Origin of the sequence: Ramlibacter cellulosilyticus, from assembly GCF_014297465.1 — a bacterium.
In the GTDB taxonomy this organism is placed as follows: Bacteria; Pseudomonadota; Gammaproteobacteria; order Burkholderiales; family Burkholderiaceae_C; genus Ramlibacter; species Ramlibacter cellulosilyticus.
Map to the genome: position 1 here is coordinate 149,584 of NZ_JACORT010000010.1, position 24,046 is coordinate 173,629.

Genomic DNA, 24,046 nt, shown 5'->3' on the forward strand with positions numbered 1-24,046 from the left:
TCGGGGCCCGTCATGCGCCGAGCACGCGGCCGAGCGCGTTGCCGTAGGGGTCTTCCATGCGGCCGCCCAGGATCGTGAGCGGCGTGGCATCGGATCGGCCGTAGTAGGCGCGGTTCGCCTCGTTGTCGGGCAGCACGTCCGTGATGCCCAGCGACACGCCCGCGTAAGCGCCCTCGGTATCCGACCAGACCACCACGTCCTGCACCTTGCCGGTGGACGACTGGCCGCGCGCGGAGTAGTTGCCGATGGTGAGGCCGGCGTCGGCGTTGAGCGAGATCTTGCGGTCGGAGCGGAACTGCTGCACCGCGCGTTCGGTCATGAGCAGGAAGGCGACCTGGCCGGCGGCCGCGCCTGCCTGCGCACCGATGCTGAGCCCGCCCATGTTGTAGAACGCGGGGCTGCCGAAGTCCTGGCCCTGGCGCGTCACCAGCAGCCCTTCCCCGGCCTGCGCGCCGAGGCCGAGCGCGGCGCGACCGTAGTTGGGGACGATGAACACGCCGTGCGCCCGCTCCAGCAGTTGCGCCAGGCGCGGGTCGGACTTCATCCTCTGCACGACCTGCACGGACTCCTGCACCTTCTGGCGCGCGTCGGCGAGCTCGCGGGCCTGGTCGGATGGCGCGCGTGCCTGCTGCCGCGTTCCGGTGGCTGCGGTCGCGGAGGCGGTATTCGCCGCCGCGGACTGCAGCCGCGCGTGCGTGCCCTCGGCGCGCTGCAGGTGCGCCTGCAGCGTGGGCAGCACCTGCAGCGCGTAGTTGCGCACGGCGGGCGCGCCGCCGGCGCGCTGCGCCTCTTCCTGGAACAGCGAGATGGCCTTGCGGTGGTCGACGATCATCTGCTGCAGGAACTCACGGTCGAAGGCCTGCGCCTGCAGCCGACCGAGCTGCTGCAGCTTCTGCTGCTGCGCGGCCGCCGGGCCGGTCGGCAGGGTGATGCCGCGCGCGTGCGCGATCTGCACGAGCTGCGTGTTCGCCTTCTGGTGGTCGTCGACCAGCATGCGTCCGTAGTCGCGCACGGACGCGTCGGAGCCGTGCGAGATCGCCAGCCGGCCCGCCGCGACCTCCGCGTGCCCGGATTCGGCGGCACGCGCCATGAACTGGCGGTCGGCCGCGGGGACCTTGCGCGCGACGCGCGGCTGGGCCTGCTGCCCAGTGTCGGCCGCTGCGCGCTGCTGCTGCACGGCGGGCACGCTGTCCTGCTGCGCCCGCGCGGCGAACGCGCAGCAGGCAAGCACGGCAAGGGCGAGGGGGCGAAGGGGTCTGTCCATGATCTCTCCTGGTTTTGCACAAATACAGATCGTCACCCCCGATGGAGTGCCTCCCCGGTCCCAGGTTGCCCGGTCGGGCAGCGCCAGGCGTGACGCGCGCGTTACGCACGTGACCGGATTCCGCTGTGCCACGCGATGCGCGTGAGGTGTGGCGTGCGCGGCCTCAGCGCCGCACGTCGTCGAGCGTGCTCGCGTCGCCCCGGGGCAGCTCGCGCAGCACGCTGAGCGATCCGTCCGTCTCGAGCACGACGGCGCCCACCCCCTCGATGCTCGCGATGCCCTGCTGCCGCAGGACCGCCAGCACGTCCGCGCGCGTGAGGCGTTCGGCATCCAGTGCGTCGTCGAGAAGACGGCCGTGGTGGAGCACCAGCCGCGGCTCGGCACGCACCAGCCGCGCGAACCCGCGCTGGCGCACCGAGAGCTTCGCCACCGCGTACTGGCAGGCGACGAGCACGATGAACGCCGCGAGGCCCTCGGCCACGGGTGTCTGCTTGCTCAGGACCACCGAGGCCAGGGTCGATCCCATGGCGACGGTGACAACGAGGTCGAAGGCATTGAGCTTCGACAGCGTGCGCTTGCCCGAGGTCCGCAGCAGCACGACCAGGAAGGCATATGCAGCCACCCCTGCCACCACGATGCGGGCGATGCCCCACCAGTTATCGAACCACATGGGCGGTGACTGTCCTTCCTTGGTTGCTGCTGAAGTCGCTCAACGGCAAGCCCACATCGCGGGCAAGCGCAGGCACCGGGCCGGCGCCACCGTCACGGCGGCGCCCGCGCCCATCGTGCGCGTCGACGGGGGGAACGCGGTGGCGTCGTAGGCATCGGCCATGGCCACCTGCGTCTGCAGCAGCGCACGGTTGGCGTTCCGGATGGCCTGGTCGCGTCGCGGCCCCGCGGGTTGCTGCGCCATCGCCTGTATGGATTCGCGCAACGCGTCGGCCGCAGCCATCAGCGCCTGCACGGACGCGTCATAGCCGGACGTGGTCGCCACCGTGCCGGACGAGCGGTGCTGCGGCGGCAGGTCGGGGCGAACCTGTGCCGAAGCTGCGGCCGCGACGAGCGCGAGCGCGAGGCAGGCTGTGTGTCTGATGGATCGCATCATGGTCTCCTTGCGTCTGGGTTGCTGGACTGGGTTGCTGGACTGGGTTGCTGGACTGGGGTCCGGGAAATGGATCCCCGGCAGCACCAGCTTGTGCCGGCGTCGCGCAATTGGATTTGGGCAAATGTTGATTCGGATGGCAGACGCATCCGACACGCCCGCGCGCCGGCACGCGCCCCGGTCCTGCTTGCATCGGCCCCCACCGAGTCGCCTCAAGTGGGCGGCGCCCGCGGCCGCGTGCCCGAAGGCGTGACCGGCAGCGGCGCGCCGAGCGACTACCCCGGCGAGCTGCAGGCGAACGAGTCGGTGCAGCGTGCGCCGGGATCGGGACTCGACGGCGGGCTGGGAGCGCCGGAGCGGGCCACCGCGGCCGCGAGCGGGCGGACCTGAAGCCGCGGCGTGCGCCGAGGGCTCGCCCTTAAGGGCCGACCCTCGTGTGCGCAAGGCGTTCCCCGCGAAGCCCCGGCGTCCTACAGCTGCAGCTCGACGCCGTCCCACAGCCCGCGGCGCATGCCGTCCTATGCTGGCCTCTCGCCGGAATGCAAAGGGACCGGATGCACGCTCCGAACATCGACGCCGAAGCCAGGCTGCTGCGATTCCGCAGGCGCGTGCTGGTGGCGTGCGCCGCGGTGCTGGCGTGCTTCGGCGCGCTGGTCGCGCGGCTGGTGTGGCTGCAGGTCCTGCACCACGAGGACTTCGAGACGCAGGCCGCGCAGAACAGCACGGGCTTCTTGCCCATCGTGCCGAACCGGGGGCTCATCACCGACCGCAACGGCATCGTCCTGGCCGCCAACTACCCTGCGTACACGCTGGAGATCACGCGCGCGCGCACCATGCAGCCGCTCGAGACGCTGGTCGCCGCGCTCGGCAGGGTGGTGGACATCGAGCCGCGCGATCGCGAGCGTTTCCAGCGGCTGCTGCGCGACACCCCGGACACCGAACCCGTGCCCATCCGCTCGCACCTGAGCGACACGGAGGTGGCCCGCTTCGCGGTGGAACGCTTCCGCTTTCCCGGCGTGCGCATCCAGGCACGCCTGTTCCGCAGCTACCCCTGGGGGGAGCTCGCCGCGCACGCGATCGGCTACGTGGGACGCATCAACGCCGCGGAGAAGGAGCGCATCGACGACGGGCCGGAAGGGCAACGGGCGAACTACCGCGGCACCGACGTCATCGGGAAGCTGGGCGTGGAGGCCGCCTACGAGCGGGAGCTGCACGGCACGACAGGGGTGCAGGAGATGCTGACCACGGCATCCGGGCGCGCGGTGCGTCGCGTGGGCGGGCGCGCGCCGCGGCCGGGGAAGACGCTGCGCCTCACCATCGACGCCCGGCTGCAGAAGATGGTGGAAGACCTTTACGGCGAGCGCCGCGGCGCGCTGGTCGCGCTCGATCCCCGCAGCGGCGAGGTGCTGGCCTTCGTGAGCCAGCCCGCCTTCGACCCCAACCTGTTCGTGGACGGCATCGCGCCGGGCCCCTGGCGCGAACTCAATACCTCGCCGGACAAGCCCCTCCTCGATCGCGCGCTGCGCGGAACCTACCCTCCCGGCTCCACCTACAAGCCCTACATGGCGCTGATCGGGCTGGAGACCGGCGCGCGGCAGCCCGGCGACACGATCGCCGACCCCGGGTACTTCTGGCTGGGCAACCACAAGTTCCGGGACGACAAGCCCGGGGGCCACGGCCGCGTCGACATGTACCGGTCCATCGTGGTCTCCTGCGACACCTACTACTACCAGCTCGCCAACGACCTGGGGGTGGACACGATCCACGACTACATGCTGCGCTTCGGCTTCGGCACGCCGACGGGCATCGACATCCCGGGGGAAGTCCCTGGCCTGCTGCCCTCCACCGACTGGAAGCGCGAGGCGTTCCGCCGGCGCGAGCAGAAGACCTGGTATGCAGGCGAAACCATCTCGCTGGGCATCGGCCAGGGCTACAACAGCTTCACCATGCTGCAGCTCGCCAACGCGGTCGGCGGGCTGGCCAATGGCGGCGTGCGCATGCGGCCCCACCTGGCGAAGGAGCTGGTGGACGAAATCAGCGGCGAGGCGCAGGCCGTGCAGCCGGAGGTGGCGGGCCGCATGGACGTCCTGACCGGGCACCTCGCGTTCGTGCAGCGCGCGATGCAGGGCGTGAACCAGGAGGGCACCGGCTCGGCGGCGTTCCGCGGTGCACCGTACACCAGCGCGGGCAAGACCGGCACCGCGCAGCTGGTGGGCCTGCGTGGCCAGCGCTACGACGAGGATGCCACGCACGAACGCCTGCGCGACCACGGCCTCTTCATCGCCTACGCGCCGGTGGAAGACCCGCGCATCGCCGTGGCCCTGGTGGTGGAGAACGCCGGGTTCGGGTCCACCTCCGCCGCGCCGATCGCGCGGCGCGTGCTCGACTTCGTCCTGGCCGGCCTGTATCCCGGCGCGGAAGACATGCAGGCCGTGCGCGAAGGCCGCGCCACGGCGCCGGTGGGAACGCCCCGCACCGTGGACGCTGCATGGCCGCCCCTGCACGTCGCGCCTTGAGCACGCAGCCACCGGGAGAGCCGCATGAACAGGATAGCCACCGCCCGGTGCGCCGGGCCTTCCGCTCCCCGCGGCATCGGCCGCCGTGGCGTCCTGCTGGCGGCGCTGGCAGCCGCCACCCCCGCCCGCGGCGCGCAGCGGTGGCCCGACGCCGACCGCCTGCTGCCCTTGTTCCTGCACGGCACGGTCGCCCGCGTCGAGCCGAAGGCGCAGGGGCTCGTGCTCGTCCTGCACCACGACGCTCAGGCCGGCGGGGCACGGGCGACGTGGCGGCGGCTCGCGAGTCGCAGCCAGGCGAGCCACGTGCTGCAGGAGATGCTGGAGGACTGCATGGTGCCGCCGGTGCTGGATTCCGGGGAATGGCGGGTCCTGCTTCCTTCGGCCGAAGCCCTGCGCAGCGCCCAGGTTCCCATGCCGCAACAGGGCCAGCGCCTGAGCGTGCTCGCCCACTGGGTCCCGCCGGTGCAAGGCACCTCCACCGCGCAGGCGCTGGCGCTGCTGATGGCCCAGCGAGCCTGCTTCCTCCCTGGCGGCCGGTGAAGCCGGCGCTATCGCGGCGCGCAGCAGGCCTGCACAGGTACCGGGCGCCCAGCCGGCTTCTTTTCGCGCACGGCGGAGCACACGGGCGGAGCTCCGCGCGCTAGGATGCATCGAAGCATTCAGACAAATGCTTCGCCGCCATGCAGCACGCCACCCACCCCGCATCTTCCAGCCCAGGCGCCGTCGCCCGCGTCGCCGCCGCTCTGCTGCTCGTGGGCGGCGCCTGCCTCGTCGGCGGCGGCGCATGGCTCGCCGGGCTCGGCGGTTCCTGGTACTACCTGCTCGCCGGCATCGTGCTGCTGGTCGATGCGTGGCTGCTGTGGACGGGGCGGCCCGGCGGCGTCTTCCTGTTCGCGCTCGCGTTCGCGGCCAGCCTCGCCTGGGCCCTGTGGGAAGCGGGGCTGGACTGGTGGCCGCTCGCCGCGCGGATGGACGTCCTCTTCCTGCTCGGGTTCCTGCTGCTGTTCGCGCGCAGGAACACGCGCTGGCCGTGGGAAGCCCGCTTCGGCCGCACCGCGCTGGGCTGCGTCCTGGGGGCGTTCGCGGTGGTCGCCGTCGCCACCTGGTTGGGCGACCCGCACGAGATCTCCGGCACGCTGGCCTCCAACACGTCCGTCACCGCCCCGGGCGGCATGGCCGCCGCGGACTGGACGTCCTATGGCGGCTCGCCCTTCGGGCAGCGCTACTCCGCGCTGCGCCAGATCACGCCGCAGAACGTGGACAGGCTCGAGCCCGCCTGGCACTTCAACACGGGAGACTTCCGCGGCCGCAAGGGCGACCCGAAGGAGACCACCTTCGAGGTGACGCCGCTGAAGGTCGGCAACCGCCTTTTCTTCTGCACGCCCCACCAGAACGTGATCGCGCTCGACGCGACCACGGGCCGGCAGGTGTGGCGCTACGACCCGAAGATCCAGGACAAGCTGGCGCTCCAGCACCTCACCTGCCGCGGCTTGAGCTGGCAGCCGCCCGCCTCCGCACCCGCCGCGGCGGCGGCACCGGCCGCGCCCGCGGCAAGCGCGCCCGGCGTGGCCCCGGCGCAGCCGGGCGAGCTCCCGATCGCGGCGCGCGACGGCCCCACCGACGCGCAGTGCGCCTCCAAGCTCTTCATGCCCACCGCGGACGGCCGCCTGATCGCGCTGAATCCGGACAACGGCCACGTGTGCGCGAGTTTCGGCGGCGGCACGGGGCAGGTGAACCTGTGGCGCAACATGCCGAACTACCGGCCCGGCGCCTACTACTCCACCTCGCCCGTCGTCGTCACGCGCAAGCTCGTCATCGTCGGCGGCACGGTCCTGGACAACGTCTCGATCCACGAGCAGTCGGGCGTCATCCGCGCCTTCGACATCGACACCGGCGACCTCGTGTGGGCCTGGGACCCCGGCAACCCGGACCGCACGGGGCCCCTGCCGCCCGGAGAGACGTATACGGCCAACTCGCCGAACAGCTGGAGCATCTCCTCGGTCGACGAGCAGCTGGGCCTCGTGTACGTGCCGCTCGGCAACCAGCCGCCGGACCAGTGGGGCGCCAATCGTTCACCCGCGGTGGAGAAGTATTCGTCGTCCGTCGTGGCGCTCGACCTCGCCACGGGCGCGCCGCGCTGGGTGTTCCAGACGGTGCACCACGACCTCTGGGACTACGACGTGCCGTCGCAGCCGAGCCTGCTCGACCTGCGCGTCCGCGGCGAGACCGTCCCCGTGCTCGTGCAGCCCACGAAGCAGGGCGAGCTGTTCGTGCTGGACCGGCGCACTGGACAGCCCGTGCTGCCGGTGCGCGAGGAGCGCGCGCCGCAGGGCGCCGTGGAGGGCGACCGGACCGCGCCGACGCAGCCGCGTTCGGCGGTGTCCTTCGATCCGGTGCCGCTCTCGGGACGCCACATGTGGGGCGCGACGATGTTCGACCAGCTGTATTGCCGCGTCGCGTTCCACCGCCTGCGCTACGAAGGCCGGTTCACGCCCCCGTCGCTGCAGGGGTCCCTCGTCTACCCCGGCAACTTCGGTGTCTTCAACTGGGGATCGGTGGCGGTCGACCCGGCGCGCGGCTGGGCCTTCACCACGCCGGCCTATCTCGCCTTCGTGTCCACGCTCGTGCCCCGCCCCGACGCGACGACGCTCGTCGTGCAGGGAGGCGGGCCACCGGAAGGCAGCCTGCCCGCGCTGAACGAGAACTTCGGCGCGCCCTACGCGGCGAAGATGCTCCCCTTCACGTCGCCGCTGGGCATTCCCTGCCAGCAGCCTCCCTGGGGCTACGTGGCCGGCGTGGACCTGGGCAGCGGGCGCATCGCGTGGCGGCACCGCAATGGCACCGTGCGCGACCTCGCGCCCGTGCCGCTGCCCTTCCGCATGGGCGTGCCGAGCCTCGGCGGCCCGCTCGTGACCGCGGGCGGCGTCGCCTTCCTCTCGGGAACGCTGGACGACTACGTGCGCGGCTACGACATGGCCACCGGCGAGGAGCTGTGGCGCAGCCGCCTGCCCGCGGGCGGACAGGCGACGCCCATGACATACGAGGGGAGCGACGGCCGCCAGTACCTGCTGGTGGTGGCAGGCGGCCACGGCTCGCTGGGGACGAAGGCCGGGGACGACGTCATCGCGTACGCTCTGCCGCGCTGAGGCCGCTGGCGCCGGCCCGTACGGTCCGACCCGCCTTGGCGACAACGCACGCGCCGCGCGGGGTAGATTGGCTGGCAAGCCTGCCAACGAGACCTGCCATGATGCCCGTACGCACCCCGGATACCATCGCCTTCGAAGCCGCCGCCGCGCTCGACGCGTATGAAGCCCGCATGGCGCGGATGGCCCGCGGCGTCGCGACGCCGGCGGACCTCGCGCTCGCCGCGGGAGACCTGCACAGGCTCTGTGCCAGGTGCATGCACCTGCCGCGCGTCTCCGCATCCTGCATCGGCCTGCTGCTGTCGCACTATCGCCTCCTGGCCTCGCTCGCGGGTGCTGACGACGCCTGCCTGGCACCGTCCCTTCGAAGGGCGCACCAGGCCTGCATCGAGCGCCTGCGGCAGGAATGCCGCGAGTTCTTCCTGGCGCCGCACCTGCACTAGGCAGAGTCCTAGCGCAGCCGCTGCCGGCGCATCCAGTAACGCGGGGCGACGCCGCCGACCAGGGCGAAGAAGCCCAGGGTGGCAAGCAAGAGGTGGCGAGTGGTGGATTTCATCATGGCTCCTGTGCGTGTGCGCCCCGAGAGGCGTGGAGCACCGACCTTGCGCCCGCATGCGGCTCTCGCAACGCCGCGATCGACGCACGCCCGTGTAGGGCGCTTCGCACCGTAAGGAGATCGCCGTACGCGCGAACCCGCTGATCACCGGGGCCGAGCGCATTCGCCGGAACCGCACCGGCCGGCGTCCGTCGAACTGGATGATGCGAACCAATCCTTGGGAGTGATCATGAGAGATAGCACAGCTTCCCGCGCGAGGCGCCTCGTGTTGCCGCTCGCAGCGGCCTTGGGCATGACGGCGGGCGCGAGCCTCGCCCAGGCGCCCTCTTCCGCAACGGGCCTGGATGCGTCGCGCTCCAGCGCCGCCATCACGCAGCGCGAGACGACGATCGACGACTCCGGCCTGTACCGAAGCGAGGTCCGCGACTGCCTGTCCGGCTGGTCGCAACAGGACAAGGCGACCTGCCTGAAGGAGGCCCGCCATGCGCGCGCCGCGGAGCGCCGCGGGCAACTGGAGAAGACCGGCGAGGACTACGCCGCGAACGCGCTGGCACGCTGCGAGCCCTTCGCGGGCGAGAACCGGATCGCGTGCCAGGCGCGCGTGATGGGGATCGGCGGCAGCAGCGGCAGCATTGCCGGCGGCGGCCTGCTGCGCTGGGTGGAAACCGTGGTGCTGCCGGTGGGCCAGCAGCAGGTGCGCATCGAGCGGCAGACGCTCGACCCGGTGGTGGTCATCGAGGACACCGCCAGCTGACCGCTTTCTTTTCCGCCCGGCTGCAGGCTCCCCGCGGAGGCGGAGCGGCTGGCGGCCTGAGCGCGGGCTTCGTACAATTCGGCCCGCCATGAACAGTCAGGCAGTGCAGGACTGGCTCCAGATCCGCCGTGAGCTGCTCCAGATGGAGTCCGAGTTCACCACGTTCGCCATCCAGGTGGCGAACGGGCAGGAATCGGAAGAACTGCTGAAGGCGAAGCGCCAGGTCCTGGAAGCGACCCGCGCGCTGTGCACCGCGGCGTACGAGCGCGCATTCCCGGCCAACACCGGCCGGGGTTGAGCATCCCTGGCGGGTAGGCCCCCGCAAGAGTGCAGTCCTTCCTACAAGGCGCGGCCGCCGGACGTGGAACAGTGGCAGTCCGCCATGCCCACCTACGACTACGCCTGCGCCCGCTGCGGCACGTTTGCCGAGTTGCGGCGCATAGCTGACCGCGATCGCGCCGCGGATTGCCCGAAGTGCGGGAACGCCGCCACGCGGGTCATCGCGGCCAGCCCCCACGTCGGCGGCATGGGCTCCCTGCACGCGCGCGAGACCGGGGACGGGCGCTATGCGCGGATGCGGCACGCGGCGGGATGCGGCTGCTGCGTGTGAGCGCGCAGCAGCCGCTATGCCTTTCCGGTTAAACGCGAGCCCCGCGCAGGCCTAGGCGATCCGCGCCTTTTCTCCCCGGCCGCTCGACCCTAAGCTCCTCTCCGGTTTCCGGTGCTCGCGCTCTTCGTTCGCGAGCTCCCGGCTGCCCTTCGCGACGCGTCGCCGTGACAAAGATCTTCGTTCACTCCTGGCACGCCGATTTTGCGCAGACCATCCGTGCTGCCGGGGGATTCGCGGCCTGTCAGAATCCGGGACGATGATGCGCAGCCTTCCGCCGCCGCGGACCGGCGCCCCTGCGCAGTCGTCCGGCGACCCCACCACCCGGACCCTCCTGAAAAGCGCACTGCGGATCGCGGGCCTGGGCTGCTGGACCTGGAACCTGTCGACCGGCGCGGTGGAACTCTCCGCGGAGGCTGAAGCGATCTTCGGAGGTGCCGGGCCGCTCCTGACCTTCGAGTCGTGGCTGCGGTGGGTCGAGCCGGCCGATGCCGGGAGACTGCCGGCGCTCGAGCAAGCGGTTCTCGCGGGGCAGCGCACCTTCAGCTTCGAATACTCCTTCACCGGCCCCGACGGTTCGCGCCGGAGGTTGAAGACCGACGGCGAGGTGGTTTCCCTGGACGAGCACGGTACGCCGCTCGTGGCTGCAGGCACGGTCCTCGATCTCGGGGACGCCAGACCGGAGCAGCCGCGCGACGCCGGCCTGTCGCACCCCGGCTGGTGGTCGGTGGCGGATCGCGCCGTCTCGTGGCGTTGGGAGCAGGACGCGAGTTACCGCTTCACCCTGCTGGAAGGCGGCGAGCAGAGGCGCATCCCCGAACTGGAAGCAGCCCTCGGGCGCGCGCGGTGGCAGCTTCCGCACGCGGTCCCTCTTGCGTCTTCCTGGGGTGAACACATCCGCATGCTGGAGGCGCGGCTGCCCTTCCGCGAATTCGAGTACCGCATCGGTGACGGGGCCCGGGCAGCGTCGTTTTCGGTCAGCGGCGACCCGGTCCACGATGCCGAAGGCCGGTTCCACGGGTACAGGGGCACGGCGCACGAGATCACGCGGCGCGTCCATGCGGAAGAGGATGCGCGGCATGCCCGCCTGCTCCTTCGGCAGGCCTCCCGGCTTGCCCGCGTCGGTGCCTGGACGCTGGGCATCCCCGGGATGTCCGTCGAATGGACGCCCGAAGCGGCGAGGCTGTTCGGCTGCGCGAGCGACGCACCCGTCGCCTGGGAGGCGGCTTTCGCCGCCCTGCAGGAGCCGTATCTCTCGGAACTCCAGGACCACGTCGCTGCCTGCGTCGCGCCAGGGCGGGCCTTCAGGATGGAGGCCCGCCTGTCACTGGAAGACGGCCAGGAGCGATGGCTCGAGATCGCCGGTGAACCGGAACGGTCGTTCAGCGGTCCGTGCCGGCGCGTGATCGGGGCGGTCAACGATGTCACGGAGCGGAAGCTGGCCGCCCACCGCCTGCACGAAGTCAACCAGCAGCTGGCGACGACCTTCGAGAGCATCACCAGCGGCTTCTACACGCTCGACCGCCAGTGGCGGTTCACGTACGCCAACCACGAGACCGAGAGAGTGGCCCAGCGGCCCCGCAGCGAGCTCCTGGGCCGTTCGATCCTGGAGCTGTTCCCATGGTTCGGGGGCAGCCCCCTGCACCTGGAGTACGAGCGCGCGCTCTCGCAAGGGCGTGCAGCGCACGTGGAAGTGTTCCTCGACGCGCTCGGAGTCTGGGGGGAGGTGCACGCCTATCCGTCGCCCCAGGGCCTCACGGTGTACTTCCAGGACATCACGGATCGCAAGCTGGCGCGGGACGCGTTGCGCGCCAGCGAGGAACGCCACCGCCTGCTCTTCCAGGTGAGCCTCGACGCCCTGGTGCAGGTGGAGCACGGCTCCGGCAGGATCGTTGCCGCGAACGCAGCAGCGTGCCGGATGTTCCGGATGTCGGAAGCACGGATCCTCGGGCGCGGACGATGCGCTCTCGTCGCTCCCCGCGAACCGCGGGCCGCGCAGTTGCTTGCCGAAGTGGACGCGGCGGGAAGCGGCCGGGGCTGCCTCACCCTGCTGCGGGGCGACGGGACCGAGTTCGACGCGGAGTTGTCGGGGGCGCTGTTCCGCGGTGCCGACGGCGTCGTGTATGCGAGCGTCGCCATCCGGGACATCAGCGAACGACTGCGGCAGGAAGCCGAAATCCGCGCCCTCACCGACAGCCTGGCGGAGAAGGTGCGGGAAAGGACGCTGGAACTCGAGGCGGCCAATGACGAACTCAAGGCCTTCGCGCATTCGCTCGCGCATGACCTGCGCACCCCGATCGCGGCGATCACTGCACTGTCCCACGTACTGGAACAGCGCATGCAGGGCGCCGCCGAAAAGGACCGGCAGTACGCAACGCGCATCCGGCAGGCTGCGCAGCAACTCGACGAGTATGTCGTGGCGCTGCTGGAGCACGCGCGCCTGTCGCAGGCATCCCTCACGCCGAGGCGCGTCAACCTGACCGCGATGGCCGAGGCCATCCTGGAGGACCTTCGCATGCGCGATCCCCATCGTGCAGTGGCGACGCACGTCCAGCCAGGCCTGGCCACCGTGGGTGACCGGACGCTCCTGCGCATGGTGCTGGAAAACCTGCTGGGGAACGCCTGGAAGTTCACCAGGGAGCGACCGGACGCGCAGATCCGGTTCGGCACGACCGGCGATGCCGACGGATCCAGCACGTTCTGCGTGTCGGACAACGGTGCCGGATTCGACATGGAGTACGGCCACAAGCTGTTCGGCGCGTTCGAGCGCCTGCACACCCAGGCGGAATTTCCCGGCACCGGCATCGGCCTCGCCAACGTGAAGCGCATCGTGGCGCGGCACGGCGGCCGTGTGTGGGCCACGGGAACGCCGGGGGCTGGTGCATCGTTCTTCTTCGCCTTGCCGCACGGGTCATCCGAGCCTGCGAGACCGGAAGGACCAGGATGATCACCGCCCCCTCTGCCCCGTCCCCGGTCTCCAGGGGCGTGGTGCTCGCCGACGACCACGACCTGGTGCGTGCGGGCATCCAGGGCCTCGTCGAGCTGCTGCCGGACGTCGAGGTCATCGCGCAGGCGGGTTCCGGGGAGGAATTGCTTGCGGTCCTGGAACGGGTGAAGCCTGACCTGGTGATCACCGACATCCACATGCCCGGCATGGACGGCGTGGAAGCCGTGGCAAGGATCCGGTCGCGTCATCCCGCCCTGCCGATCCTCGTCCTCTCGATGTTCGACAGCGCCGACATCGTCCAGCGCGCCGTCGCCAGCGGCGCGAGCGGGTACCTGATGAAGAACGCGGCGCCGCAGGAACTCCAGCATGCGGTGAGCGTGATGCTCGGTACCGGCAGCTACTTCAGCGCCCAGGTCGCGCGCCTGCTCATGGAGCGTGACGTGGCGGGGGACGACGGTCTCACGGACCGCCAGAAGGAAGTGCTCGCGCTGCTGGCCTCGGGGCTGTCGTCGAAGGAAATCGCCTTCCGGCTGAAACTCAGTCCGAAGACCGTGGACGTGCACCGCGCGCGCATCATGGAGCGCCTCGATGTCCGCGACGTGGCGAGCCTCACGCGGTATGCGGTGCGGCGGGGGCTGGTCAAGGCCTGAGTGCGCCAGGCCTGGGGAGGCAGCTCAGGCCGGCAGCAACTGGAGGGAGGGCGGGGTTCGCCAGGGCTCCTCCGGCTCCACGGCGGCGGCGTCGCCGAGCCGGAAACAGCTCACGGCATCGCGCAGCCCCTGCGCCTGTTCCCGCATGGAGTCCGTGGCGGCCGTGGCCTCCTCCACCAGGGCGGCGTTCTGCTGCACGACCTGGTCCATCTGGGCCACCGCGGTGTTCATCTGCGCGATGCCGACGCTCTGTTCCTCGCTGGCGGCGGCGACCTCCGTGATCAGGCCGCTGACCTGCCGCGCGGCCTGCACGATCTCCTGCATCGTGCGGCCCGCCGCAGCCACCAGCTCTTCTCCGCCCTGCACCTCCGCGACGGAAGTCGCGACCAGCTTCTTGATCTCGCGGGCGGCGTCGGCGCTGCGCTGCGCCAGCGTGCGCACCTCGGCGGCCACGACCGCGAAGCCGCGGCCCTCCTGGCCTGCACGTGCCGCCTCCACCGCGGCATTCAGCGCCAGGATGTTGGTCTGGAACGCGATCGCGTCGATCACGCCCGTGATCTCGGCGATCTGCGAGGAGGACCGGGAGATCCGCCCCATGGTGCTCACGACCTGCCCGACGACCTCCCCGCCGCGGCCTGCCAGTTCCCTGGCCTCGTCGGCGATGCGGCTCGCCCGGCGCGCGCTTTCCATGTTCTGCTCGATGGTCGCGGTGAGCTCCTCCATCTGGCTCGCCGTCTCCTCCAGGCTGCTGGCCTGCTCCTCGGTGCGCTGCGCCAGGTCCGCGTGGCCATGCGCCACCTGCGCGCTCGTGTCGGCCACGGTCCGTGCGCGCCCCTGCACCTCCTGCACCAGGCTGCGCAGTTGATGCGTCATGGCCGCGGTGGCCTCGAGGAGGCGGGCCGCTTCGTCGTGCCCGCGCACCTGCACCTCGCCGCTCAGGTCGCCCCGGGCCACGCGCAAGGCCGCCGCGATCACCTCCGTGATGGGCCTGCGCAAGCTGGTCACCACCCACGCCGCGAGCGCGGCCGACAAGGCCAGCGCCAACAGGAAGACGCCGCCCTGCACCAGCACGCCTTCGCGCGCCTGGGACGCCGCGGAGGCGATCATGCGCGCCTCGTCCTCCCGTGCGTGCCGCTGCAGCTGGCTGACGAGGGCATCCAGCTGGTTCTCGAAGGGCTGTTGCTTGAGGACCGCTGCATCCGTCGCTTCCGTGCGGCCGCCGCCGGACGCGACCCCGGAGGACAGGTACGCGTCGGTGAGGTCACGGTGCAGCATCGCCGCGCGGTCCAGGACCTGGACGCCGATGCCGATGCGCACCATGGCCGCGCGGACGGAAGCGAGATACCTTCCGACCAGGTCGGCCCGGCTCTTCAGGTTCTCGAGGAAGAACTGCCGGCTGGCGGCATCGTCCCCGCGTTGCAGGAGCGATTCGAACTCCTGCGCCTCGCTGCGATAGTTCGCCTTGGCGCTGTGCACCGCCTCCAGCATCCCGGTCAGTTCGTGCATGCGCTCGAAGCCGCGCGCGTTGCGGTCCTGCGCGGCGCGCAGTTCCCAGGCACCGTAGCTGCCCGTCACGGCCAGCGCAGTCAGAAGCAGTGCCACGAGCAGCCAGAGCCGGCCCGCTATCCCCAGTTTCATCCTCTTCCCCCGAACGACGTAGTAATAAGTTCCAACCGTCGTTCGAACTCTACCGCAGCCCGCTTCGTCGCCCCGTGGAGTTCTTCACGCTCGCAACCGTTCGCGCGCGGCTGCGGCGATTCGGCGACAGCGCGTGCCGGCGCGTCAGAGCGTGCGCCCTTGCGCCTGCCCTCGCTGCACCTGCACCTTCGTGTGGTGGACGAAGCGGCCCGCGGGATAGAAACCGATGCTCACCTGCGTCAGCCGCCCGCGTTCGTCACGGTACCTGCGCGTCACTTCCAGCCCGTGGCCGGCGGGATCGCTGCGCAGGAGGTCCGCCACCTCGCGCGTGGCGACCACCGCCGTGATCTCCTGCTCCATCTCCGCGACCATGGCGCCGTAATGCTGCTCCACGAGGGAGAACACGGCTTGCTCGCTCGCGTCGATCAAGGGAACGACCCCCGCGAACTCCGGTCGCAGGAAGATGTACAGGAACCCGATCGGCTGGCTCTCTCCGCGGACGTACCGCAGCAGTGTCAGCTGCAGCCAGCTTTCGCCGGCAAGGGCCTGCAGCTTGGCGGCCATGGCCTGGTCGAGGACGACCTGCTCGTGCGCGAGCAGCTGCATGCGCGTCGCGCGCGAGAACTGGAGCAGGTCCTCGATGGACTCGGAGCCGTGCACGAAGCGGAAGGCGGGCTGCGCCGCGCGCACGCGCGTGCCGACGCCCTGCTGGGTGTACACGTAGCCCTGCTCCTGCAGTTCGCGCAGCGCCTGCCGCACCGTGTGACGGCTCACGTTGAACTGCTTCTGCAACTCCGCTTCCGTGGGGAGCTGCTGGTCCACCTGGTACTGGCCTGCCTTGATCTGCTCCGCCAGGGTGGCGGCCAGGGTCCAGTACATCGGCCCCGGCCGGGCCGGATCCGCGCGGTGATTGATCAGTGGCGCCATGCCGCGATCTTAACCCTTGCTGCCTACTTGACCGAATCGTCCGTACAAGTATCATCCGGCTTGTCCGTACAAGTACCACAGGAGACGTTGTGCCCAAGCTGTTCCCTTCCTCCCCCGCCCTGCATTGCACCCGCCGCGCGGGCCTGGCATTCATCGCCGCCCTGGGCGCCGCGGCCGTCACCGGCGTGCAGGCGCAGGAGCCCTTCCCCAGCAAGCCGATCAAGCTCATCGTGCCGTTCTCCACCGGAACGGGCAGCGACGCCATCGCGCGGATCATCGCGAACGCGCTGCCGGCATCGCTCGGGCAGAACGTGGTCGTCGACAACCGCGGCGGGGCCGGCGGCATCACCGGCACCGAGCAAGGCGCGCGTTCGGCGCCCGACGGCTACACGCTGACCATCGGCACCACGAGCACGCTGCTGACCAACCCGGTGCTCAACCCGCAGGTCAAGTACAACGTGGAGAAGGACTTCGCGCCGGTGGCGGGCCTCGGCCGCGCCTATTTCGTGGTGGTGACCGCGAACACGCCCGACGCGCCGAAGACCCTCAAGGAGCTGCTCGAGCGGCTCAAGGCGAAGGGCGGCTCCTTCGGCTCCGCCGGCGTGGGCACCATCACCCACCTCGCCGCCGAGGCGCTGATCCTGCGCGCCAGGGTGCCAGCCACGCACGTGCCTTACAAGGGAAGCGGCGCGGCGCTCGCCGACGTGATTGCCGGCCACACCCTGTTCGCCACCGACACGATGGCGGCGACGCTGCCGCTGATCCGCAGTGGCCGGCTGCGCGCGCTGGCCGTCACCGCCCCTGAGCGGCTGCAGGCACTGGCGGATGTCCCCACCGTGGCGGACACCGGCGACTTCAAGGGCTTCGTGGTGGACGCGTGGTGGGGGCTGATGGCGCCCGCCGGCACGCCCGAACCCGTGCTGCGCAAGCTGGGCGACGCCACGCTCGCCGCCCTCGCCGCGCCGGAGACGCGCTCGCGCCTGGCCGCGCTGGAACTCGAGCCGCTGCCGCTCGGTTCGCAGAAGTTCGGCGCCTTCATCCGCGAGCAGACCCCCTTCTGGGTCAACTTCATCAAGCAGGCGAACATCAAGCTCGACTGAGCAGGGGAATCACGTTGGAAGAACTGAGAATCGTCGCCATCAACGGCATGCTGGGCTACGGCTACGAATTCGCGAGCCTGCAGGCCGGCATGGACCAGCAACCCCACCTCGTCGGCGGGGACGCGGGATCCACCGACCCGGGTCCCTACTACCTGGGCTCCGGGACCTCGCTGGTCAAGCGCGAACAGGTGCGCCGCGACCTGTCGTACGCGCTGCGGGCCTCCCGCGCCGCGGGCGTGCCGATGGTGATCGGCTCGGCCGGCATGGGCGGCGGCAACCCGAACCTGGCTTTCGTGCGCGAGATCCTGCTGGAAGAAGCGCGCGAGCACGGCCTGCACTTCAAGCTGGCCACCATCCCGTCCGAGATCGACAAGACCGTCGTGCTGGATGCCCTGCGCATGGGACGCATCCAGCCCATGCCGGACGTGGGCCCGCTCTCCGAGAAGGCGGTTCGCGAAAGCGTCCGCATCGTCGGCCAGATGGGGACGGATCCCCTGGCGCACGCCCTGGCACAGGGGGCCGACGTGGTCCTGGCCGGCCGCGCGTGCGACACGGCGATCTATGCCGCGCTGCCCATCTCGCGCGGCTACGACGCCGGCCTGGCGCTGCACATGGCCAAGATCATGGAATGCGGCGCGCAATGCGCCCTGCCCCTCGCCCCCAACGACAGCCTGCTGGGCGTCATCCGCAAGGACCACTTCCTGATCCGGCCGCTCGCGAAGAACCGCACCGTCTCGCCGGAATCCGTGGCCGCGCATACCATGTACGAACAGGGCGACCCGCTGGTGCTGTACGAGCCCGAAGGCAACGTCGACCTGAGCGCTTCGGAATTCGAGCAGGTGGATGCCCGGACGGTGCGGGTCAGCGGCTCGCGCTTCATCCCGGCACCCCGGCCCACGATCAAGCTCGAAGGTGCGCGCAGCATCGGCTTCCGCGCGTTCACGGTGGCGGGCATCCGCGACCGGACCGTGATCGCGAACCTCCCGGTCATCGAAGAGGCCGTGCGCGCCGCCGTGCGCCGCAACCTGGGGACGCACGTCAGCGACGCCTCGTTCGGCCTGCAGTTCCGCGCGTACGGGCGGGACGGCGTGCTCGGCACGCTGGAGCCCGAACGCGACCGGATCCCGCACGAGGTCGGCATGCTGATCGAGGTCGTCGCCCAGACGCAGGAACTCGCCAGCTACGTCCTGTCGCTCGCGCGCTCGTCCTTCCTGCATTGCCCCTTCCCGGGCCGCAAGACCACCGCAGGCAACCTGGCGTTCCCCTTCTCGCCTTCGGACGTCCAGGCCGGCGAGGTGTTCGACTTCAGCGTGTACCACCTGATGGAGACCGACGACCCGCTGGGCCTTTTCCCCATTCACACGGAACAGGTTTGACATGACACGCCTCCAAGACCTCGCCGACGTCCTGCGCAGCAAGAACGCCGGCCCCTTCCAGGTCACGATCGACCTCATGTTCAACGACCCGGGCGTGTACCGGCGCGTGCGCGACTCGGGCGTGCTGACGTCCGAGCGCATCGGCACTGCGTACAACATCGAGGCGAGTGCGGTGCGCGTGATCCCCTTCGACCGGGTACGTGCCATCAAGGTGACCATGCCGCGCCGCTTCGGCAGCAACGGCAGCGGCTCGGCTTTCGACCGCGACGTCTACGGCGCGCAGCAGCACGGGCCGCTGGCGGAGTTCCTGGTCCCCTGAGCACCGGTGCCGCTAGGGCGCCATCACCTTGTCGGGCGTCATCGGCAGCGACCGGATCCTGCGTCCGGTCGCGTGCCAGATCGCATTGGAGATCGCGGCGGCGACGCCCAGGCCGCCGATCTCGCCCACGCCCTTGGCGCCCAGGCGGCTGACGACGCGGTCGTCTTCGGGCACGAAGTGGACCTCCAGCGCATGGATGTCCGCATTCACCGGCACGTGGTAGTTGGCCAGGTCCACCGTCATGAAGCGGCCCAGCGCGTGGTCGATGAGCGTTCCTTCGTGCAGCGCCTGGCCCATGCCCCAGACGATGCCGCCCAGCACCTGGCTGCGCGCCGTGAGCTCGTTGATGATGCGGCCGCAAGCCACCGCGCTCACGACCCGCGTGACGCGCACGGTCCCCATGGCCTCGTCCACCCGCACCTCGCAGAACACCGCCGAATGCACGGCGCGCTCGTAGCGGCCCTGTTCGTCCTCGTCGGGCTCGAGGTGGAAGTGCGCCTCGAGTTCCTCGACGCCGGAGGTCGCCAGCACTTCCTGCACGGAAATCCCGTCGCCATCCCGACCGCGCAGCCGCAGCCGGCTGCCGGCGAACTCCACGTCCGCCAGCTTGCTGTCCGCCAAGGGTGACGCCGCCGTGGAGCGCGCGAGCTGCCAGGCCTTCCTGCGCAGCTTCTCGCACGCGCCGTCCACCGCCGAGCCCACGCTCGCCACGTGCGAGGAGCCGCCCTCGGTGGGCGCCTGCGGCAGGCGCGTGTCGGCAATGTGCACGCGCACGTCGTCCAACCGCACGCCCAGCGCGGACGCCGCGACCTGCGCCAGCACCGTGACCGTGCCGGTGCCGATGTCGCTGGCCGCCGTTTCCACGTCGACGTGGCCGTCGACGTGCCACACCACCCTCGCCTGCGCTTCCTCCTGCTCGGCGATCCATTGCCCGCTGGCCATGCCCCAGCCGACCAGCTCGTCGCCCTCGCGCCGGCTGCGCGGCTGCGGGTCGCGCGCCGACCAGCCGAAGCGATCCGCCGCGAGCGCGTAGCACTCGCGCAGCTTCTTGCTGGAATACGGCTTGTCGCCGGAGGGCGCGCGCTCGGCGTAGTTGGCGAGGCGCAGCGCCAGCGGGTCCATGCCCAGCGCCTGCGCCAGTTCGTCCATCGCGACCTCCAGCGGGAACAGGCCGCTCGCCGCTCCCGGCGCTCGCATGTCCAATGGCGTCGGCAGGTCCAGCGGCAGCACACGGTAGTCGCCGCGCAGGTTCTCGCAGCCGTACAGCGTGCCCGACCACCGGGTGACCATCTCGGTGAAATCTTCCACGCGCGAGGTCTCGCCCACCGCCTCGTGGATCAGCGCCTGCAGCGCGCCGTCGCGTGCGGCGCCCAGGCGCACGCGCTGCCAGATCTCGGGACGGTGCCCGAAGGTGAACATCTGCTGGCGCGTCAGCACCACGCGCACGGGTCGTCGCAGGTGCAGCGCCCCCACCATGGCCAGCAGCAGGTTGTATTGCGGCCGCAGCCCGGAGCCGAAGGCGCCGCCCACGAAGGTGTTCAGCAGCGTGAGCTGGCTCTCGTGCAGGCCGAACACCTTGGCCACCCTCTTGCGCGTGCCGTGCGCGCCCTGGTTCTTGTCGTGGATGGTGAGCGTGCCACCGGCCTCGGGAATCACCGTGCTCGCGTGCAGCTCCATGGGGTTGTGGTGCTCCACCGCCTGGTGGAACTCGGCGTCGACCTGCACGGGTGCGACGGCGAACGCGGCGTCGGCATCGCCGCGCGGCTTCGGCGGGGCCGTGTCCTCGTCGAGCTCCTTCGGGGCGCGCCCCTGCGCATGGTGCCGCGGCAGGTCGGTCCCGTGCGCCTGCGCCTCGTACTCGACGCGGACCAGGGCGGCCGCGTAGCGCGCGGCTTCCCAGGTCTCCGCCAGCACCAATGCCACCGGCTGGCCCGCGTAATGCACGCTATCGCTCACCAGCGGCTTGACCGGCACGGTGGAGAAGTCCTCGCCGGCTTCGAAGTAATGCGCGAGCTGCGGCGCCTGGCTGCGATGGCCGTGCCACAGCACGTCCAGCACGCCGTGGACCGCGCGCGCTGGCGCATCATCGACGGCCAGGATGCGGCCGCGGGCGATGGCGGCATTGACCACCACGCCATGCACGAGCCCCTCGACGACGACCTCGGCGGCATAACGCGCCTGCCCGGTCACCTTGGCGCGCCCGTCGATGCGCGGTACGGGCTGGCCGATCGCGACGAACCCGGCGCTCATGGCCCATCCTCCGCATGGTTGGTGACCGTGCCGGCGGTGGCGAGCGCCAGCGCACGGACGATGGCCCGCCGGGCCAGCGGGATCTTGAACGCATTGCTGCCCTCGCGCGCGCCCTGCGGAACGGCCCCCCGCAGCAGCGCGTCGGCGGCGCGGGCGAACGATGCTTCCGTGGCCGGCTGGCCGAGCAGCAGCGCTTCGGCGGCCGGATCCCGCCACGGCTTGTGCGCGACGCCGCCCAGGGCCAGCCGTGCGGCGCGGATGGTGCCGCCGTCCAGGTCCAGGGCCGCCGCCACCGAGACCAGCGCAAACGCATACGACAGCCGCTCGCGCAGCTTGAGGTACACGCTGTGGGCGCGGAATCCATCGGCGGGGGGCAGCGTGAGCGCGACGATCAACTCGTCCTCCGCGAGCGTCGTGTCCTGGTCCGGCCGGTCTCCAGGAAGGCGATGGAACTCTGCGAAGGGGATGCTGCGCTCGCCGCGCGGCGAAGCCACCTGCACCGTCGCTTCCAGCGCGGCCAGCGCCACGCACATGTCGGATGGATGCGTGGCGATGCAATGCTCGCTGGCGCCCAGGATGGCGTGCTGCCGCGCCAGGCCGGCGATCGCCGAACAGCCCGACCCCGGCTCCCGCTTGTTGCAGGGCGTGGCGATGTCGTAGAAGTAGCAGCAGCGCGTGCGCTGCAGCAGGTTGCCGCCGTTGCTGGCCATGTTGCGGATCTGCGCGGTGGCGCCGGAGAGGATCGCGGTGGCCAGCAGGGGATAGCGCTCGCGCACGAGCGGGTGCCAGGCGGTGGCCGCGTTGCGCGCGAGCGCGCCCAGCCGCAGGCCGCCCTCGGGCGTGGCCTCGATGGCATCGAGCCCGAGCCGGTTGATGTCCACCAGCCGCGTCGGCCGCAGCACGTTCACCTTCATCAGGTCGAGGAGGTTCGTGCCGCCGGCGATGAAGCGCGTCCCGTCGCCGGCCAGCCAGAGGGCCGCGGGAACGTCGCTGACGGGGAAGAAGGTGAACGGGTTCATGCCGGCTCTTCGGGTCCGCGCACGCGCGCATTCACCGTGGTTCCCGCGATCCACGGCCCGCGCGCTGCCTCGCTCGCGTGCGGCCCGGGTCCGAGCACGACCTGCGCCACCGCCTGAGCGATCTGCGCGTAGGCGCCGCAGCGGCAGAGGTTGCCCGACATCAGCTCGCGCACGTCGTCCAGCGACTTCGCGTGGCCCTCGTTCGCCAGCCCGACCGCGGAACACAGTTGCCCGGGCGTGCAGTAGCCGCACTGGAAAGCGTCGTGCTGCATGAAGCTACGGCATCCCCGCGGCGCGATAACATCCGGGGATGAGGAACGAACAGGTCTGGGTCGAGCCGGTGGGCAGCGTCATCGTGGCGAGGATCCGCGGCAAGCCCACCGCGGAAGTGCTGCGCGAGTGCGAGCGCCGCGTGGTCGAACTCGCGCGCGACACGCAGCAGGTCCGGGTGCTCTACGACGCGCTGGAGCTGGAGCCACCCGAGATGGAGCTGGTGCTCCTGCAGCAGCAGCTCGAAGCCCAGAAGCGGGACTCCCTGGGGTCGGAGTTGCTGCGCACGGCCATCCTGGTTTCCAACACGCGCATCGCGTACCTGGCACGCATCGCGTTCGGCCACGCCGGCGAGGCGAACTATCGCGTCTTCTACAACGACTTCGCGGCGGCTTTCCGTTGGCTCGAGAGCCGCGGCGCCTAGTGGTGCGCCGCACTTCCCTGCGCTCCTAGCACGGAAGCCTCGAATCTGTACATCGCTCGCGTTCAGGATGGCCCTGGCCTCTGCGAACCCGATGATGTGGGAGGATTCGATCGGAGGCGGTATGTGGCAGCTGCCAAGCCTTTCAGTGACGCGGTCGTGGGTCGTGCGGGTCCTGGTCGCGACAGCCACCGGCGCGCTCGCTCAGCCCGTCCGGGACACGGAGCTCCCCGAGGCGCTCGCCGGACGGACTTTCTCGTTCCTCAATCCGGAAGGCAAACGACTGGAGTTCCGTTTCGACACGGAGGGACGCTTCGTGGTTCGCCTCCCGTCCGGCGTCGTGCAGGGCGGCGCCTGGAGAGTCGATGCCGGCAGGCTGTGCATCGACAGCTGGATGGTGTTCTGCGCTCCGACGCGCCGGGTCGATGGTTCATGGCAGATCCGCCGTCCGGACGGCGCCTTCACTGCCCTCGAGGAGCAAGCGGGCCACGGTGCCCTGCCTGGCGGCATCACGCAAGGAGCGCTGGCACTGGTGCCCGGAGCAACGGTGCTCCCATGGTGCGCGTCGGGGACAGCTGGACTTACGATTCCGTCCAGCCTGACGGGTCCCGCACGTCCCGGACCGAGACCGTGCTCGCCGTCCACACGGATGGAACGGTCACGATCCAGCGAGGAAGGAGGGCCCAGAGGCTCTCACCCGCCCTGAACATCTACGACGCGAAGGGTGCGGAGCTTCCGCAAGTGCTTCTTCCACTCGCCGTCGGCCAGAGGTGGGAGAACACGGAGTACTGGTTCAGTGCGCCTTATCACGGCGAGAACAGGCTCACGTACAAGGTGGTCGCGCTGGAGCAGGTGCAGGTTCCCGCGGGCACCTACGAGGCCTTCCGGATCACCGCTGAAGGCTGGCAGGTGCTGCGTTCCCACCCGGCCGGCAGCCAGGGGCGCGTCGAGCAGACCTACTGGTACGCCCCCGCAGCCAGGCGGATCGTGAAATTCACCGGCTTCGTCCGATGGTCCACGCCCTGGGATCGGAACGAGGCCTGGACAGGGAACTTCGAGCTTCGCAGCGCCAGCGTTTCGCCTTAGGTGTGGGTGGCCTGCCCGGAGGGAATCGAACCCCCGACAACCTGCTTAGAAGGCAGGTGCTCTATCCAACTGAGCTACGGGCAGCCGGGCCCAATGGTACC

The 24,046-nt window shown here is 70.7% G+C and carries 22 protein-coding genes, 1 tRNA gene and 1 pseudogene; 15 read left to right on the plus strand and 9 right to left on the minus strand.

What is annotated here, in order from left to right; all coding sequences use genetic code 11:
- Nucleotides 1-10 precede the first annotated feature (10 nt).
- The 3 genes from H8N03_RS20990 to H8N03_RS21000 all read right to left on the minus strand — a co-directional run bounded on the left by H8N03_RS20990 (nucleotide 11) and on the right by H8N03_RS21000 (nucleotide 2,366).
- Nucleotides 11-1,264, minus strand: a complete 1,254-nt coding sequence (locus tag H8N03_RS20990; protein ID WP_187078178.1) for a DUF4142 domain-containing protein — start codon at nucleotides 1,262-1,264, stop codon at nucleotides 11-13.
- A 163-nt stretch (nucleotides 1,265-1,427) separates the two neighbouring features.
- A complete protein-coding gene (locus H8N03_RS20995) occupies nucleotides 1,428-1,934 on the minus strand; it encodes a DUF421 domain-containing protein (RefSeq protein ID WP_187078179.1) in 507 nt (168 codons plus the stop codon).
- 39 nt (nucleotides 1,935-1,973) lie between these two features.
- Nucleotides 1,974-2,366, minus strand: a complete 393-nt coding sequence (locus H8N03_RS21000) for a hypothetical protein (RefSeq protein WP_187078180.1) — start codon at nucleotides 2,364-2,366, stop codon at nucleotides 1,974-1,976.
- A 216-nt stretch (nucleotides 2,367-2,582) separates the two neighbouring features.
- Here H8N03_RS21000 and H8N03_RS21005 point away from each other — a divergent pair, with 216 nt between their 5' ends.
- The 10 genes from H8N03_RS21005 (at nucleotide 2,583) to H8N03_RS21050 (ending at nucleotide 13,539) form a co-directional block, all read left to right on the plus strand.
- Nucleotides 2,583-2,756 carry a hypothetical protein gene (locus tag H8N03_RS21005; protein ID WP_187078181.1) on the plus strand — a complete coding sequence of 58 codons (174 nt, stop codon included), beginning with the start codon at nucleotides 2,583-2,585 and terminating at the stop codon, nucleotides 2,754-2,756.
- Nucleotides 2,757-2,920: 164 nt separating this feature from the next.
- Nucleotides 2,921-4,882: a penicillin-binding protein 2 gene (gene mrdA, locus H8N03_RS21010; protein WP_187078182.1), complete on the plus strand. Its 1,962-nt coding sequence runs from the start codon at nucleotides 2,921-2,923 to the stop codon at nucleotides 4,880-4,882.
- A gap of 24 nt (nucleotides 4,883-4,906) precedes the next feature.
- Nucleotides 4,907-5,422, plus strand: a complete 516-nt coding sequence (locus tag H8N03_RS21015; protein ID WP_187078183.1) for a hypothetical protein — start codon at nucleotides 4,907-4,909, stop codon at nucleotides 5,420-5,422.
- Between the two features lie 140 nt (nucleotides 5,423-5,562).
- A complete protein-coding gene (locus H8N03_RS21020; RefSeq protein WP_187078184.1) occupies nucleotides 5,563-8,028 on the plus strand; it encodes a membrane-bound PQQ-dependent dehydrogenase, glucose/quinate/shikimate family in 2,466 nt (821 codons plus the stop codon).
- 98 nt (nucleotides 8,029-8,126) lie between these two features.
- A complete protein-coding gene (locus tag H8N03_RS21025; RefSeq protein WP_187078185.1) occupies nucleotides 8,127-8,468 on the plus strand; it encodes a hypothetical protein in 342 nt (113 codons plus the stop codon).
- Nucleotides 8,469-8,810: 342 nt separating this feature from the next.
- Nucleotides 8,811-9,335, plus strand: a complete 525-nt coding sequence (locus H8N03_RS21030) for a hypothetical protein (RefSeq protein WP_187078186.1) — start codon at nucleotides 8,811-8,813, stop codon at nucleotides 9,333-9,335.
- 88 nt (nucleotides 9,336-9,423) lie between these two features.
- On the plus strand, nucleotides 9,424-9,633 hold the full coding sequence (locus H8N03_RS21035; RefSeq protein WP_187078187.1) for a hypothetical protein: 210 nt from the start codon (nucleotides 9,424-9,426) through the stop codon (nucleotides 9,631-9,633).
- A gap of 63 nt (nucleotides 9,634-9,696) precedes the next feature.
- Nucleotides 9,697-9,945 (plus strand): FmdB family zinc ribbon protein, encoded by a 249-nt coding sequence (locus tag H8N03_RS21040; protein WP_354005157.1) that lies wholly within the window; start codon nucleotides 9,697-9,699, stop codon nucleotides 9,943-9,945.
- Nucleotides 9,946-10,201: 256 nt separating this feature from the next.
- Nucleotides 10,202-12,889 (plus strand): PAS domain S-box protein, encoded by a 2,688-nt coding sequence (locus H8N03_RS21045; RefSeq protein WP_187078189.1) that lies wholly within the window; start codon nucleotides 10,202-10,204, stop codon nucleotides 12,887-12,889.
- The gene (locus H8N03_RS21050) at nucleotides 12,886-13,539 is read left to right on the plus strand and encodes a response regulator transcription factor (protein WP_187078190.1); all 654 of its coding nucleotides are present in this window, start codon (nucleotides 12,886-12,888) and stop codon (nucleotides 13,537-13,539) included. The genes H8N03_RS21045 and H8N03_RS21050 overlap by 4 nt, the downstream gene beginning before the upstream one ends.
- 24 nt (nucleotides 13,540-13,563) lie before the next feature.
- Here the strand turns inward: H8N03_RS21050 and H8N03_RS21055 are convergent, their stop codons facing one another.
- Together H8N03_RS21055 and H8N03_RS21060 are read right to left on the minus strand one after the other, a co-directional pair.
- A complete protein-coding gene (locus tag H8N03_RS21055; RefSeq protein ID WP_187078191.1) occupies nucleotides 13,564-15,177 on the minus strand; it encodes a methyl-accepting chemotaxis protein in 1,614 nt (537 codons plus the stop codon).
- Nucleotides 15,178-15,321: 144 nt separating this feature from the next.
- Nucleotides 15,322-16,104, minus strand: coding sequence for a GntR family transcriptional regulator (locus tag H8N03_RS21060; protein ID WP_187078192.1), 783 nt, complete (start codon nucleotides 16,102-16,104; stop codon nucleotides 15,322-15,324).
- 89 nt (nucleotides 16,105-16,193) lie between these two features.
- Here H8N03_RS21060 and H8N03_RS21065 point away from each other — a divergent pair, with 89 nt between their 5' ends.
- From H8N03_RS21065 to H8N03_RS21075, 3 genes are read left to right on the plus strand one after another with little or no spacing between them, the layout of a single operon-like run.
- Entirely contained in the window at nucleotides 16,194-17,204 is a 1,011-nt protein-coding gene (locus H8N03_RS21065) for a Bug family tripartite tricarboxylate transporter substrate binding protein (protein WP_187078193.1), read from the plus strand.
- Between the two features lie 14 nt (nucleotides 17,205-17,218).
- A complete protein-coding gene (locus H8N03_RS21070; protein ID WP_255428320.1) occupies nucleotides 17,219-18,580 on the plus strand; it encodes an acyclic terpene utilization AtuA family protein in 1,362 nt (453 codons plus the stop codon).
- A gap of 1 nt (nucleotide 18,581) precedes the next feature.
- Nucleotides 18,582-18,899: a DUF4387 domain-containing protein gene (locus tag H8N03_RS21075; RefSeq protein ID WP_187078194.1), complete on the plus strand. Its 318-nt coding sequence runs from the start codon at nucleotides 18,582-18,584 to the stop codon at nucleotides 18,897-18,899.
- A 12-nt stretch (nucleotides 18,900-18,911) separates the two neighbouring features.
- Here the strand turns inward: H8N03_RS21075 and H8N03_RS21080 are convergent, their stop codons facing one another.
- From H8N03_RS21080 to H8N03_RS21090, 3 genes and pseudogenes are all read right to left on the minus strand, one after another.
- On the minus strand, nucleotides 18,912-21,149 hold the full coding sequence (locus tag H8N03_RS21080; protein WP_187078195.1) for a xanthine dehydrogenase family protein molybdopterin-binding subunit: 2,238 nt from the start codon (nucleotides 21,147-21,149) through the stop codon (nucleotides 18,912-18,914).
- Nucleotides 21,146-22,168 (minus strand): FAD binding domain-containing protein, encoded by a 1,023-nt coding sequence (locus H8N03_RS21085; protein ID WP_187078196.1) that lies wholly within the window; start codon nucleotides 22,166-22,168, stop codon nucleotides 21,146-21,148. Before H8N03_RS21085 ends, H8N03_RS21080 begins: the two co-directional genes overlap by 4 nt.
- Nucleotides 22,165-22,449 (minus strand): annotated as a pseudogene (locus H8N03_RS21090) ((2Fe-2S)-binding protein); the annotation flags it as partial. The gene H8N03_RS21085 and the pseudogene H8N03_RS21090, both read right to left, overlap by 4 nt.
- 29 nt (nucleotides 22,450-22,478) lie before the next feature.
- Here H8N03_RS21090 and H8N03_RS21095 point away from each other — a divergent pair.
- Both H8N03_RS21095 and H8N03_RS21100 read left to right on the plus strand, forming a co-directional pair.
- Nucleotides 22,479-22,862, plus strand: a complete 384-nt coding sequence (locus H8N03_RS21095; protein ID WP_187078197.1) for an STAS/SEC14 domain-containing protein — start codon at nucleotides 22,479-22,481, stop codon at nucleotides 22,860-22,862.
- 738 nt (nucleotides 22,863-23,600) lie between these two features.
- Entirely contained in the window at nucleotides 23,601-23,945 is a 345-nt protein-coding gene (locus H8N03_RS21100) for a hypothetical protein (protein ID WP_187078198.1), read from the plus strand.
- A gap of 7 nt (nucleotides 23,946-23,952) precedes the next feature.
- On the opposite strand, the gene H8N03_RS21105 is transcribed toward H8N03_RS21100, so the two are convergent.
- Nucleotides 23,953-24,029, minus strand: a tRNA-Arg gene (locus H8N03_RS21105).
- Nucleotides 24,030-24,046 lie beyond the last annotated feature (17 nt).